Genomic DNA, 11,557 nt, shown 5'->3' on the forward strand with positions numbered 1-11,557 from the left:
GCACGGCCGAACGAGGCAGCGCGGAACGAGGGAGTAGCGGATGAACCTGGCCATCGTCGGCCTGGTGGTGGGCATGGCCCTCGGCTTCGCCGGGTACTTCGGGGGGTTCGCGGCGTTCCTGCTGGTGGGTGCGCTCGGGCTGGTCGGCTTCGTGGTCGGGCGGCTGCTGGAGGGCGACATCGAGCTGGGCGAGCTCGGGGACCTGCTCCGCGGCCGCGACCGGCGCCGCTGATGGCGGCCTCTGCCTCCGGCCCGGTCCCGTTCTCGGGGCGGCGGGGGCGGCTGCGGGTCGCCGACCGGGTCTACGCCCGGATCGCGGCCCGGGCGGCCCGGGAGGTGCTGGCCGGCGCGTGGCCCGCCGGGCGGGTGAAGGGGGCGCCGCCGCGCGTCTCGGTGGCGGTGCCCGGGAGCACGGTGACGGTCCGGGTCGAGGTCGAGCTGCCCTTCCCTGCGGATGTGGCGGGGTTGGCCGTGGCGATGCGGGAGGCGATCGCCGCGCGGGTGGTGGGGCTGACCGGGACCAGCGTGTCGGACGTGGTGATCGTGGTCGAGAAGCTGGTGCCGGGGGGAACCTCATGAGCGACCTGAGGACCGAGGCCGTCGAGGGGTCGGCCGACGGGGTGGCCGACGGAGCGGGCTCGGGGAGGGTGCGAAGGCTGCGGGCGCCGCGGACGGTGGCTGCCGCGCTGGTGGCGACGGCCGTGCTGGTGGTCGCGGGGGCGCTGCTGTACGACGTGATCGCGGTCCGGGCCGGACAGCCGGCCCGCAGGTGGCGGGCGCAGATCGTGGACGAGCTGGCGACTCGGCACCTCGACGACCTGTGGGTGCTGGTGGGAGCCGGGGCGGCGGCGCTGCTGGGCGGGTGGCTGCTGTGGTTGGCGATCGCGCCCGGGCTGCGGCGGTGGCTGGTACTGCGGCCGTACGGGGGCACCTCTGCGGCCGTCGACCGGGCCGGGATCGGGCACCTGCTGGCGGACCGGGCGGCGGCATTGGCCGGGATCGACCACCTGCGGATCCGGGTCGGGCGGCGGGGGGTCCGGGTCTCGCTGGCCGGGCCGGCCGATCCGGCGTCGGTGCAGCGGCAGTTGCGGGAGGAGTTGGATCGGGTGGGGTTGGCGCGGCCGTTGCGCTTGGACGTGCGGACGGCGGGTGGGCGCCGGGCGGGTGGGGACGCGGGGAAGGGCCCGGAGTCGGACGGCGCTGCGGCGGAGGGCCCGGCGGCGGAGGCAGGGGCGGGACCGGGGGTGGCCGGATGAGGCGGGTGATCGTCAACCGGGTGCTGCTGGGCGCGGTGGGGGTGGTGCTGCTGGGTGTGGGGGTGCTGGTGCTGGCGGGCGGGCTCGACCTGTACCGGCGGTTGGGCGTGCATCCGCCGGAGTCGTGGCCGCTGACGTCACCGGACCAGCCGGTGGTGAGCGCGCGGACGCGCGGGCGGTGGGTGTCCTCGACGTGGTGGTGGCCGACGGTGATCGGCGGGCTGGCCGTGCTGCTGGTGGGCATGGTGTGGTGGCTGGTGGCGCAGCTGCGGCGCACCGGGCTGTCGAGCATCGCGGTGCCCACGCCGGGGGTGAGCGGGCTTCGACTGCGGGTCGGCGCACGGGCGTTGGAGGAGGCGCTGGAGACCGGGACGGCGGTGCTGCCCGAGGTCGAGCGGGCGGGGGTCCGGCTGGTCCGGGCGCCCGGACACCCGCGGTTGCGCGGGGCGGTGCGGTTGACGCCGGGAGGGGACCCGGCCGCGCTGGTGGAGCACTTCGAGGACGGGCCCCGGGCCGATGCGTGCCGCAGCCTCGGGCTGCCGGAGCTGCCCGCGGACCTGCGGATCCGGGTGTTGCAGGCCGCCCCCGCCGAGCCGCGGCACCGGCGGACTCGGCGGCGGCGGAGGCAGTCGAGGGTGGAGTGATCGAGGGTGGAGCAGGGGTCCTGGGGGTGGGTCAGAGGGTGCGGAGGGCGCCGCCGTCGACGGGGACCATCAGGCCGGTCAGGTAGGAGGCGGCGGGGGAGAGCAGGAAGGCCGCGACCTTGCCGAACTCCTCGGGGGTGCCGTAACGGCCGAGCGGGATACCCGCGTTGGCGGAGGCCCGGGCGGCCTCCGGGTCGGCGGCGAGGGAGTCCAGTTCGCGGACCCGGTCGGTGTCGATCCGGGCGGGGAGCAGGCCGACCACCCGGATGCCGCGGGGGCCGAGCTCGTCGGCGAGGGCCTTGGCGGCCATGGCGAGGCCGGGACGCAGGCCGTTGGAGATGCCCAGGCCGGGGATCGGCTGGCGGACCGAACTGGAGAGCACGAAGCCGATCACACCGCCGTCGGAGAGGGTGGCGGCGGCCGCGCGGGCGAGGCGGAGGGCGCCGAGGAAGACGGATTCGAAGGCGTCGCGCCAGGCCTCCTCGGGGGTCGTCTCGACCGGGCCGGCCTGCGGGCCGCCGACGCTGATCAGGATGCCGTCGAGGCGGCCGAAGTGCTGCCGGGCCTCGGCGAGGAGGCGCTCGGGGGTGTCGGGGGAGGCGTTGTCGGCGACCAGGCCCCGGGCGGTGCCGAGGGCGCCGAGTTCGGCCACGGCCCGGTCGACGGCTTGCCGGGTGCGGCCGCTGACGAGGACGCGGGCGCCGTCGGCGGCGAGCTCGCGGGCGGCGGCGAGGCCGAGGCCCCGGGTGGCGCCGGTGACGATGTAGGCCTTGTCTTTCAGTCCGAGATCCATGAGGGACATAGTGCCGGGTGGGGTCGCGGGCCGGAGAAGGGGATGGTCGTTCCGGGGGCTGGCGTTGACGTCCGGGGGAACGTTTACGGTCGTTGCCGGAAGTGCGGGAGGAGCGGGTTCAGCATGCGGATCGGGGAGTTGGCGGAGCGGGCGGGGACGACCACGCGGGCGTTGCGGTACTACGAGCAGTTGGGGTTGTTGCCGGCCCGGCGGGCGGGCAACGGGTACCGGGCGTACGACGAGGGGGACCTGCGGCTGCTGCGGGAGATCCGGATGCTGCAGGACTTCGGGTTCGGGCTGGAGGAGACCCGGCCGTTCGTGGAGTGTCTGCGGGCGGGGCACCCCGAGGGGGACTCGTGCCCGGCCTCGCTGGAGGTGTACGAGCGCAAGCTCGCCGAGTTGGACGACTGCCTCGCGCGACTGCAGGACGTGCGGGCGCGGGTGGCCGGTCAGTTCGAGCGGGCGGTGCGGGCGCGGGACGACCTCGCGGCTTCCGAGCAACCACCACTGTGTGAACTGGCGAAGGAGTAGGCGATGGTGCAGATCGCGGGTGTGCCGGCGGTGACGGACGAGACGTTCGCCGCGGAGGTGTTGGCGGCCGAGGGGCCGGTGCTGGTGGACTTCACGGCGGACTGGTGCCCGCCGTGCCGGATGATGGCGCCGGTGCTGGCGGACGTCGCGCGGGAGGAAGGGCATCGGCTGCGGGTGGTGAGCGTCGACGTGGACCACAATCCGCGGACCCAGGCGGCGTACGGCGTGCTGTCGATGCCGACGTTGATGGTGTTCCGGGGCGGGCAGCCGGTGCGGTCGGTGGTGGGGGCGCGGGCGAAGGCCCGGCTGCTCCGGGAGCTGGAGGACGTGCTGTAGGCCGTGGGCCAGGCGATGTGCTGGAGCCCGTGGGCTAGGCCGGGACGGGTTCGGTGACGGTCTCGGGTTCGGCGGCCTGCTTGGCGCGGTCCTTGGCCTCGCGGCGGGCGAGGATCCAGACGCCGACCGGGATCATCGCCGTGAACAGCCACCACTGGATGGCGTAGGCCATGTGCGGGCCGATGTCGGAGTGGTTGGGCTCGGGGATCAGCTCGGGCTGGTCGGCTGGGGCCGGGGTGGTGGCGGCGAGTTCGAGGTAGCCGCCGAGGAGGGCGGTGCCGCTCTCCTTGGCCTGCTCGTCCGTGTTGATCAGGTTGAACTGGCGGTCGGGCAGGCCGGCGCGGTCCTTGATGCCGCTGGCGCCGTAGGTCTCCTCGGCGCGCAGACGGCCGGTGAGGGTGACCTCGCCGGTCGGGGCGGCCGGGACGGGCGGGTACTGGGTGGCGCCGTCGCCGGAGGCGACCCAGCCGCGGTTGACCAGGACGGTGCCCTTGCCGTCGGAGAGCTTCAGCGGGGTCACGACGAAGTAGCCGATGCTCCCGTTGGAGTCGGTCCGCTTGCGGACCACGAACTCGTGCGCCACGTCGTACCGGCCGGTGGCGGTCACCGCGCGCCAGGTCAGGTCCCTGGGGACCGCGAACCCGGCGGTCGGCGACAGGGTGTCGAAGGGCACCGGGGCGGCCGTGAGGGCCTTGCCGATCAGCTCGTTCCGGGCCACCCGCGCCTCGTGGCGGTGCAGCTGCCAGAAGCCCAGCTTGATCGTCGCGGGGATCAGCAGCAGAGCGATCAGCATGGTGATCAGCCACTGGCGGGTCAGCAGAAAACGGTACACATGGGAACGGTACGCCGACCTCACAACGGGCTCACGTACCGGGGTGCGGGGCGACCTCACGCAGCAGCTGGAGGAAGGCGTCCTCGGTGACCACCGGGGTGCCGACCTCGCGGGCCTTGCGGGCCTTGCCGCTCCAGCTGTCCGGCTCGTTGGTGACGAGCAGGCTGGTGAGGCGGCTCACCGAGCCGGCGATGTGCAGGCCGGCCTCGACGGCGCGGTCCTCGAGGAGTTCGCGGTCGGTCGAGGTGTCGCCGGTGAAGGCCACCCGCATGCCCTGGACCAGCGGCTTTCCGTCCAGCCAGCGCCCGGGGTTGGGGTACGGGCAGGGCGGGCGCTTCTTGGCCTGGCGGTAGCTCGCGCCGGTCCAGGAGGCGCGGCCGGGGGCGGCGGGCTCGTCCTCGCCGAGGTCGGTGACGGCGACGCAGTTCTGCAGCGGCAGCGGGACGCCGCCGAGGCGGGCGAGGTGCAGGCTGGGGCGGAAGGCCTCGGCGAGCACCCGGGCGTCGTCCAGGGCGTTGTGGGCGTGGCGCTGCTGGACGCCGAAGTGGGCGGCGAGCGAGGACAGCTTGCCGTTGGGCAGCGGCAGACGCAGGTCGCGGGAGAGGACCATGGTGCACAGCCGCTGCTCGACCGGGGCGCGCAGGCCGGCCCGGGAGAACTCGCGGGAGATCATGTTCCAGTCGAAGAGCGCGTTGTGCGCGACCAGGACCCGGCCGCGCAGCCGGTCGGCGAGCTCGTCGGCGACCTGCGGGAAGGTCGGGGCGGCGGAGAGCAGCTCGGTGGTCAGGCCGTGGATCCAGACCGGTCCCGGGTCCCGCTCGGGGTTGACCAGGGTGTACCAGTGGTCGGTGACCTCGCCGTCCGGGTCCAGCTGGTAGACGCCCGCCGAGATGACGCGGTCCGAGCGGCCGAGGCCGGTGGTCTCGACGTCGACGACCGCGAAGCCCTCGTCGGGGGCGGCGGAGCGCTGGGCGGGGACCGGGGCGGTCCTCGGCGCGGGCTGGATCGGTTGCATGGTCCAACAGGATAAGGGGCGCCGCGGAGGGGCCTGGCCGGAATGTTCCGACCGACCGGCCGGAATAGAGTGGTCGGCGGGGGTGTCGTACACCTGGTCGAGATCGTTTCAGCGAAGGAACAGCGCATGCGTGCCACCGTGATTCACGGCCCCAACGACATCCGGATCGAAGACGTACCGGACCCGGTGATCCAGCATCCGACGGACGTGGTGCTCCGCGTGGTGAACGCCTGCATCTGCGGCAGCGACCTGTGGGCCTACCGCGGCGTGGCCCAGCGGGTGGCCGGACAGCGGATCGGGCACGAGTTCCTGGGCGTGGTCGAGGAGGCCGGCGCCGAGGTGCGCGGCTTCGCCAAGGGCGATCTGGTGGTGGCGCCGTTCGTCTGGTCGGACGGGACGTGTGATTTCTGTCGCGAAGGCCTGCAGACCTCCTGCCCGCACGGCGGGTTCTGGGGGCAGGTCGGCTCGGACGGCGGCCAGGGCGAGGCGGTGCGGGTGCCGTTCGCGGACGGGACGCTGGTGAAGCTGCCGAAGGAGGCGGCGGGCGACGAGAAGCTGCTGCCCGGGCTGCTGGCGCTGTCGGACGTGATGGCGACCGGGCACCACGCGGCGGTCTCGGCGCGGGTGCGGCCCGGGGCGACGGTCGCGGTGGTCGGCGACGGCGCGGTGGGCCTGTGCGGCGTCCTGGCGGCGCACCGGCTGGGCGCGGGCCGGATCATCGCGCTGGGCCGGCACACCGCCCGGACCGAGCTGGCCCGGCGCTTCGGGGCGACGGACGTGGTGGCCGAGCGCGGGGACGCCGCCGTCGAGGCGGTCAAGGAGCTGACCGGCGGCCAGGGCGCGCACGCGGTGCTGGAGGCGGTCGGCACCGAGGAGTCGATGCGGACGGCCATCTCGATCACCCGGGACGGCGGCGCGGTCGGGTACGTCGGCGTGCCGCACGGCGGCAGCGCGGGCGTGGACATCGGTCAGATGTTCGGCCGAAACGTTTCGCTGAACGGTGGCGTCGCGCCGGCCCGCGCGTACATCCCCGAGCTGCTGCCGGACGTGCTCTCCGGGGCCATCGAACCGGGCCTGGTCTTCGACCGCACGGTCGGCCTGGACGGCGTGCCGGACGGCTACCGGGCGATGGACGACCGCTCGGCGCTGAAGGTCCGAATCGCCTTCTGACGCATCGTCAAGAGGGGCGGCACCGTTGGTCGGTGCCGCCCCTCTTCGCATGGGGCGGGGGTGGTCCGAAGTGACGCGGGTGGTGGTTTTCGGCCATTCGGATGGCGCGAGGGGGTGAACGACCGGCTGATCGCGGTCAACCCCTTTCGGGGCGGGCACGACGCTCCTAGCATTGCGCGGCGCGCCCGCGACATGTGACGCCCCTCACGCTCGATCGTTCCCCCCGTGTGACAGCTACGCCGAAGGAGTGAGGAGAAAGAGTGGATTCGCCGCCGATCACCACTTCCACTACGGAAGTCCAACTCATCGACGACAGCGAGGAGTTCCGTACCCTGCGGCGCTCGTTCCGGAGCTTCGCCTTCCCGGTCACCATCGGCTTCGTGCTCTGGTACCTGCTCTACGTCCTGCTCTCCTGCTACGCCCCCGGCCTGATGCGCGCCAAGGTCGCCGGGCACGTCAACGTGGCCCTGGTACTCGGGCTGCTGCAGTTCGCCACCACCTTCGCGATCGCCGCCTGGTACGCCCGCTACGCGGACCGGCGGATCGACCCGGCCGCCACCGCGATCCGCGAGGCGCACGGCGCCGTCCTCCATGCCCCCCGGGAGTCCGCCGAATGACATTGCTCGCCAGCTCCGCCACCGAGCACCGCGGCCTGACGATGACCCTGTTCGGGGCCTTCGTGCTGGCCACCCTGGTCATCACCGTCTGGGCCGGGCGGCAGAACCGCAGCGCCGCCGACTTCTACGCCGGCGGCCGTGGCTTCACCGGCTTCCAGAACGGCCTGGCCATCTCCGGCGACTACATGTCCGCGGCCTCCTTCCTCGGCATCGCCGGGCTGATCGCGCTCAACGGCTACGACGGCTTCCTGTACTCGATCGGCTTCCTGGTCGCCTGGCTGGTCGCGCTGCTGCTGATCGCCGAGCCGCTGCGCAACTCCGGCCGGTTCACCATGGCGGACGTCCTCGCGTTCCGGATGCGCCAGCGCCCGGTGCGCACCGCGGCCGGCGTGTCCACCATCGTGGTGTCGATCTTCTACCTGCTCGCCCAGATGGTCGGCGCCGGGGCGCTGGTGGCCCTGCTGCTGGGGGTCACCGGGGAGGGCGCCAAGCGGTGGACCATCCTCGCGGTGGGCGCGCTGATGATCATCTACGTAGTGATAGGGGGCATGAAGGGCACCACCTGGGTGCAGATCGTCAAGGCGGTGCTCCTGATCGCCGGCGCCGCGCTGATGACCGTCCTGGTGCTCGCCAAGTACCACTTCAACCCCTCGGAACTGCTCGGCGCGGCCGCCTCCGCGAGCGGCAAGGGCTCGGCCTTCCTCGAACCCGGGCTGAAGTACGGGGCCACCAACACCTCCAAGCTCGACTTCATCAGCCTCGGGATCGCGCTGGTGCTCGGCACCGCCGGCCTGCCGCACATCCTGGTCCGCTTCTACACCGTCCCCACCGCCAAGGCGGCCCGGAAGTCGGTGCTCTGGGCGATCGGCATCATCGGCGTCTTCTACCTGATGACCCTGGCACTCGGCTTCGGCGCGGCGGCGCTGGTCGGCCGCAGCGGCATGGTGGCCGTCGAGGGCAAGACGCCGTCCGGGAACACCGCGGCGCCACTGCTCGCCGAGCAGCTCGGCGGCGGGGCCGGCACCACCGGCGGGGCGATCATGCTCGCGGTGATCTCGGCGGTCGCCTTCGCCACCATCCTCGCCGTGGTGGCCGGGCTCACCCTCGCCTCCTCGGCCTCCTTCGCGCACGACCTGTACGCCAACGTGATCCGGCGCGGCAAGGCGAGCGAGAAGGAGGAGGTGCGGTCGGCGAAGTGGGCGGCCGTGGCGATCGGCGCGGTCGCCATCGTGCTCAGCCTCTACGCGGGCAAGCTCAGCACCGCCGCCCTGGTGGCGCTCGCCTTCGCGGTGGCCGCCTCGGCGAACCTGCCGACCCTGCTCTACTCGCTGTTCTGGAAACGCTTCACCACCGTCGGCGCGGTCAGCTCGGTCTACGCCGGTCTGATCTCCTCGGTCGTGCTGGTGATCTTCTCCCCGGTGCTGTCCGGTGCCAAGAACTCCCTCTTCCAGGGCGTCGACTTCCACTGGTTCCCACTGGAGAACCCCGGCCTGGTCTCCATCCCGATCGGCTTCCTGGCGGGCTGGCTCGGCACCCTGCTGTCCAGGGAACGTCCCGACCCGGCGAAGTACGCTGAACTGGAGGTCCGCTCGCTGACCGGACTGGGCGCCCATTGATCATCCCGTGATGACTATGCTGGCCCGGCCCGCCGTGACGGTGGCCGGGCCGGCCGCATTTCGGGAAGGACGCACGTGCTGCTCGACACCTTCGGACGACAGGCCGTCGACCTGAGGGTCTCCCTCACGGACCGGTGCAACCTGCGTTGCACCTACTGCATGCCGGAGGAAGGCCTGCAGTGGCTGGCCAAACCGGACCTGCTGACCGACGAGGAGATCGTCCGGCTGGTCACGGTCGCCGTGCGGGACCTGGGCGTCCGCGAGGTCCGCTTCACCGGCGGCGAACCGCTGCTGCGCCCCGGGCTGGTCGCCGTCGTGGCCGCCTGCGCGGAGCTGGAACCGCGCCCCGAGCTCTCGCTGACCACCAACGGCATCGGGCTGGCCCGCACCGCGACCGCGCTGCGCGAGGCCGGCCTCGACCGGGTCAACGTCTCACTGGACACCCTCGACCCCGAGGTCTTCCACACCCTCACCCGCCGTCGGCGCCACCAGGACGTGCTTGACGGGCTGGCTGCCGCCGAGGCCGCCGGGCTGGCGCCGGTGAAGCTGAACGCGGTGCTGATGCGCGGCGTCAACGACCACGAAGCGGCCGACCTGCTGGCCTGGTGCCTGGAACGGGACTACGAGCTGCGCTTCATCGAGCAGATGCCGCTGGACGCCCAGCACGGCTGGGACCGCACCTCGATGGTCACCGCGGAGGAGATCCTCGAACTGCTCCGCGCCCGCTTCGCGCTCACCCCGGAGCCGTCCGCCCGCCGGGGCGCGGCGCCCGCCGAGCGCTGGCTGGTGGACGGCGGCCCGGGCCGGGTGGGCGTGATCGCCTCGGTCACCCGCCCGTTCTGCCGCGCCTGCGACCGTACCCGGCTGACCGCCGACGGCCAGGTGCGCAACTGCCTGTTCGCGACGGGCGAGACCGACCTGCGCACCGCGCTGCGCTCGGGCGCGGACGACGCCGAGCTGGCCGAGCTGTGGCGGGCGGCGATGTGGGGCAAGAAGGCCGGGGCCGGGATCGACGACCCGGAGTTCCACCAGCCCGAGCGGCCGATGTCCGCGATCGGCGGCTAGAGCGGGGCAGGGCTCGGCGGTCAGGAAGCGGTGCCGGGCCCGGGGGTCCAGTCGGCGAAGGCGACGACCTCCTTGAGGAAGCCGCGCACGCCGAGGAACTGGGACAGGTGCTCGCGGTGCTCGTCGCAGGCGAGCCAGGTCTTGCGGCGGTCCGGGGTGTGCAGCTTGGGGTTGTTCCACACCAGCACCCAGCCGGCGTCCGCCCGGCAGCCCTTGGCGGAGCAGATCGGCGTCTGCGGGGTGTCCATCGGGCCGTCCTCAGCGATAGGCGGGAAGTCTGCACCGCCAGTCTGTCACGCCCGGTAGGCACGCCCGTCGGGGCGACCGGGTGCGGGCATGGCGACGCCGGGCAGCCACGGGGGGAGCTGCCCGGCGTCGGTCCGTCGCTCCGACGGGGGATGCGGAGCGCGTACGCAGTATGTCACGCCAGGACCCTCGGTTGGGGAGGTCTTGCATGATTAATCTGAGCTTCTTTTGAGCTTTCGCCTAGCCGCTTGAGGATGAAGCGGGGTGAAACGGACGGTCAGTTCACGTCCTGTGAAGGATCGGTGGCAGCGGCCTTTGCCTCTCCTGTACCGGCAGCCCCACCTGCCCCACCTGCCCCACCCGCCCCACCCTTCCCGCCGGGTCCCAGCATCAGCGGGGTCTCCGACGGGAACTCGAAGGCGCTCGGCAGACCCGGGGCCCGCTCCCGGCCCGCGTTGGCGACCAGCACGGCGAAGTACGGCAGCAGCACGCCGCCCGCGAGCGCCCCGAACGCCAGCCAGCGCTGGACGTCCCACAGCACCACCGCGAGCAGCACGCAGAGCGTGCGGACCAGCATCGAGATGACGTAGCGGCGCTGGCGTCCCCGGACGTCCTCGGTGAGGCTGCTGCGCGCCCCCGTGATCCGGAAGACCTGCCCGCCGTCGGCGCTCTTGCCCATGTGTCCTACCGCCCTCGTCACGCACTCGCGCGCCTGGCCGGCGCGGCCTCCTCACGGTACGCCCGGGAGGTCGCGGCGACGAGGCCGGGTGGGGCGGACCCACCCGGTCGGGTACCCGAAGGGCCTGTCCGGCGGACAGGCCCTTCGGGTGTGGCGGGCTGTGTGCCGGGCTGCGGGTGCAGGCTACGAGCGCCGGGAGAGGTACTGCGGGGGTACGGCGTCGGTGAGCCAGACGCCGTTCTCGCTGAGCCGGAACTCGTGGCCGGCCGCCGTCATCGCGGCCGCGTTCACCGTCAGCACCACCGGGCGGCCGTGCCGGGCGCCGACCCTGGTCGCCGTCTCGGTGTCGGCCGAGAGGTGGACGTCCTGGCGGGTCATCGGGCGCAGGCCCTCGCGGAAGATCGCCGCGAGGTGCCGGTCGGCGGTGCCGTGGTAGAGCACGTGGGGCGGCACGGCGGCGGCCAGACCGAGGTCGACCGCCACCGTGTGGCCCTGGTTCGCGCGGATCGAGAGACCGTCCGGCGAGTAGCCGAAGCGGCGCTTGTTGTTGGTGGCCACCAGGTGGTCCAGTTCGGCCCGGGTGAGCGGCCTGCCCTTGGCCGCGAGCGCGGCGAGCAGTTCGTCGACCCGGACCCAGCCGGACCCGTCCAGCGTGACCCCCACCAGCCCGGGCTCGTGCCGCAGGATGCGCGACAGCATCCTGCTCGACCTGACCAGCCGTTTCTCGTCCATCATGTCTCTCGTATCCCCCCGTTGG

Annotated in this window: 16 protein-coding genes; 10 read left to right on the forward strand and 6 right to left on the reverse strand. The window is 73.2% G+C overall.

The annotated features are described in order from the left end of the window. Positions 1–40: 40 nt before the first annotated feature. From ACZ52J_RS22565 to ACZ52J_RS22580, 4 genes are read left to right on the forward strand one after another with little or no spacing between them, the layout of a single operon-like run. Complete coding sequence (locus tag ACZ52J_RS22565) at positions 41–232, forward strand: hypothetical protein (protein ID WP_360499650.1); 192 nt, start codon at positions 41–43, stop codon at positions 230–232. Further along, complete coding sequence (locus tag ACZ52J_RS22570; RefSeq protein WP_360499652.1) at positions 232–579, forward strand: hypothetical protein; 348 nt, start codon at positions 232–234, stop codon at positions 577–579. The genes ACZ52J_RS22565 and ACZ52J_RS22570 overlap by 1 nt, the downstream gene beginning before the upstream one ends. After that, complete coding sequence (locus ACZ52J_RS22575) at positions 576–1,256, forward strand: DUF6286 domain-containing protein (protein ID WP_465621129.1); 681 nt, start codon at positions 576–578, stop codon at positions 1,254–1,256. Before ACZ52J_RS22570 ends, ACZ52J_RS22575 begins: the two co-directional genes overlap by 4 nt. After that, positions 1,253–1,900 (forward strand): Asp23/Gls24 family envelope stress response protein, encoded by a 648-nt coding sequence (locus ACZ52J_RS22580; protein WP_465621131.1) that lies wholly within the window; start codon positions 1,253–1,255, stop codon positions 1,898–1,900. Before ACZ52J_RS22575 ends, ACZ52J_RS22580 begins: the two co-directional genes overlap by 4 nt. 31 nt (positions 1,901–1,931) lie before the next feature. Here the strand turns inward: ACZ52J_RS22580 and ACZ52J_RS22585 are convergent, their stop codons facing one another. Then, positions 1,932–2,693, reverse strand: a complete 762-nt coding sequence (locus ACZ52J_RS22585; RefSeq protein WP_465621133.1) for an SDR family oxidoreductase — start codon at positions 2,691–2,693, stop codon at positions 1,932–1,934. 123 nt (positions 2,694–2,816) lie between these two features. On the opposite strand from ACZ52J_RS22585, the gene ACZ52J_RS22590 reads away from it, so the two are divergent. Both ACZ52J_RS22590 and trxA read left to right on the forward strand, forming a co-directional pair. Next, the gene (locus ACZ52J_RS22590) at positions 2,817–3,224 is read left to right on the forward strand and encodes a MerR family transcriptional regulator (RefSeq protein WP_360499660.1); all 408 of its coding nucleotides are present in this window, start codon (positions 2,817–2,819) and stop codon (positions 3,222–3,224) included. Between the two features lie 3 nt (positions 3,225–3,227). Continuing rightward, on the forward strand, positions 3,228–3,560 hold the full coding sequence (trxA, locus tag ACZ52J_RS22595) for a thioredoxin (protein WP_465621136.1): 333 nt from the start codon (positions 3,228–3,230) through the stop codon (positions 3,558–3,560). Positions 3,561–3,594: 34 nt separating this feature from the next. Here trxA and ACZ52J_RS22600 read toward each other — a convergent pair whose 3' ends face one another. Together ACZ52J_RS22600 and ACZ52J_RS22605 are read right to left on the reverse strand one after the other, a co-directional pair. Continuing rightward, positions 3,595–4,392, reverse strand: a complete 798-nt coding sequence (locus tag ACZ52J_RS22600) for an SURF1 family cytochrome oxidase biogenesis protein (protein WP_360499664.1) — start codon at positions 4,390–4,392, stop codon at positions 3,595–3,597. A 31-nt stretch (positions 4,393–4,423) separates the two neighbouring features. Further along, positions 4,424–5,407: a DEDDh family exonuclease gene (locus ACZ52J_RS22605; protein ID WP_465621138.1), complete on the reverse strand. Its 984-nt coding sequence runs from the start codon at positions 5,405–5,407 to the stop codon at positions 4,424–4,426. A 126-nt stretch (positions 5,408–5,533) separates the two neighbouring features. Between ACZ52J_RS22605 and ACZ52J_RS22610 the strand changes: the two genes are divergently transcribed. From ACZ52J_RS22610 to moaA, 4 genes are all read left to right on the forward strand, one after another. Continuing rightward, positions 5,534–6,577: a zinc-dependent alcohol dehydrogenase family protein gene (locus ACZ52J_RS22610; protein WP_360499668.1), complete on the forward strand. Its 1,044-nt coding sequence runs from the start codon at positions 5,534–5,536 to the stop codon at positions 6,575–6,577. A gap of 260 nt (positions 6,578–6,837) precedes the next feature. Continuing rightward, positions 6,838–7,194 carry a DUF485 domain-containing protein gene (locus tag ACZ52J_RS22615; RefSeq protein WP_360499670.1) on the forward strand — a complete coding sequence of 119 codons (357 nt, stop codon included), beginning with the start codon at positions 6,838–6,840 and terminating at the stop codon, positions 7,192–7,194. After that, positions 7,191–8,810 (forward strand): solute symporter family protein, encoded by a 1,620-nt coding sequence (locus ACZ52J_RS22620; protein ID WP_360499672.1) that lies wholly within the window; start codon positions 7,191–7,193, stop codon positions 8,808–8,810. Before ACZ52J_RS22615 ends, ACZ52J_RS22620 begins: the two co-directional genes overlap by 4 nt. 75 nt (positions 8,811–8,885) lie before the next feature. Beyond that, the gene (moaA, locus tag ACZ52J_RS22625) at positions 8,886–9,875 is read left to right on the forward strand and encodes a GTP 3',8-cyclase MoaA (RefSeq protein ID WP_360499674.1); all 990 of its coding nucleotides are present in this window, start codon (positions 8,886–8,888) and stop codon (positions 9,873–9,875) included. Positions 9,876–9,895: 20 nt separating this feature from the next. On the opposite strand, the gene ACZ52J_RS22630 is transcribed toward moaA, so the two are convergent. The 3 genes from ACZ52J_RS22630 to ACZ52J_RS22640 all read right to left on the reverse strand — a co-directional run bounded on the left by ACZ52J_RS22630 (position 9,896) and on the right by ACZ52J_RS22640 (position 11,532). Next, complete coding sequence (locus ACZ52J_RS22630; RefSeq protein WP_465621142.1) at positions 9,896–10,123, reverse strand: hypothetical protein; 228 nt, start codon at positions 10,121–10,123, stop codon at positions 9,896–9,898. Positions 10,124–10,398: 275 nt separating this feature from the next. Beyond that, positions 10,399–10,800, reverse strand: a complete 402-nt coding sequence (locus tag ACZ52J_RS22635; RefSeq protein ID WP_465621144.1) for a DUF3099 domain-containing protein — start codon at positions 10,798–10,800, stop codon at positions 10,399–10,401. Between the two features lie 183 nt (positions 10,801–10,983). After that, entirely contained in the window at positions 10,984–11,532 is a 549-nt protein-coding gene (locus tag ACZ52J_RS22640) for an RNA 2'-phosphotransferase (RefSeq protein WP_465621184.1), read from the reverse strand. Positions 11,533–11,557: the final 25 nt, after the last annotated feature.

This window comes from Kitasatospora sp. NPDC034035, assembly GCF_055575755.1.

Bases quoted from the DNA above. Each gene is read 5' to 3' on its own strand.
- ACZ52J_RS22630 (WP_465621142.1), bottom strand. From the start codon at position 10,123: ATGGACACCCCGCAGACGCCGATCTGCTCCGCCAAGGGCTGCCGGGCG.
- ACZ52J_RS22585 (WP_465621133.1), bottom strand. From the start codon at position 2,693: ATGGATCTCGGACTGAAAGACAAGGCCTACATCGTCACCGGCGCCACC.
- ACZ52J_RS22580 (WP_465621131.1), top strand. From the start codon at position 1,253: ATGAGGCGGGTGATCGTCAACCGGGTGCTGCTGGGCGCGGTGGGGGTG.
- ACZ52J_RS22590 (WP_360499660.1), top strand. From the start codon at position 2,817: ATGCGGATCGGGGAGTTGGCGGAGCGGGCGGGGACGACCACGCGGGCG.
- trxA (WP_465621136.1), top strand. From the start codon at position 3,228: ATGGTGCAGATCGCGGGTGTGCCGGCGGTGACGGACGAGACGTTCGCC.
- ACZ52J_RS22610 (WP_360499668.1), top strand. From the start codon at position 5,534: ATGCGTGCCACCGTGATTCACGGCCCCAACGACATCCGGATCGAAGAC.
- ACZ52J_RS22575 (WP_465621129.1), top strand. From the start codon at position 576: ATGAGCGACCTGAGGACCGAGGCCGTCGAGGGGTCGGCCGACGGGGTG.
- ACZ52J_RS22605 (WP_465621138.1), bottom strand. From the start codon at position 5,407: ATGCAACCGATCCAGCCCGCGCCGAGGACCGCCCCGGTCCCCGCCCAG.
- ACZ52J_RS22635 (WP_465621144.1), bottom strand. From the start codon at position 10,800: ATGGGCAAGAGCGCCGACGGCGGGCAGGTCTTCCGGATCACGGGGGCG.
- ACZ52J_RS22620 (WP_360499672.1), top strand. From the start codon at position 7,191: ATGACATTGCTCGCCAGCTCCGCCACCGAGCACCGCGGCCTGACGATG.
- ACZ52J_RS22570 (WP_360499652.1), top strand. From the start codon at position 232: ATGGCGGCCTCTGCCTCCGGCCCGGTCCCGTTCTCGGGGCGGCGGGGG.
- ACZ52J_RS22565 (WP_360499650.1), top strand. From the start codon at position 41: ATGAACCTGGCCATCGTCGGCCTGGTGGTGGGCATGGCCCTCGGCTTC.
- ACZ52J_RS22640 (WP_465621184.1), bottom strand. From the start codon at position 11,532: ATGGACGAGAAACGGCTGGTCAGGTCGAGCAGGATGCTGTCGCGCATC.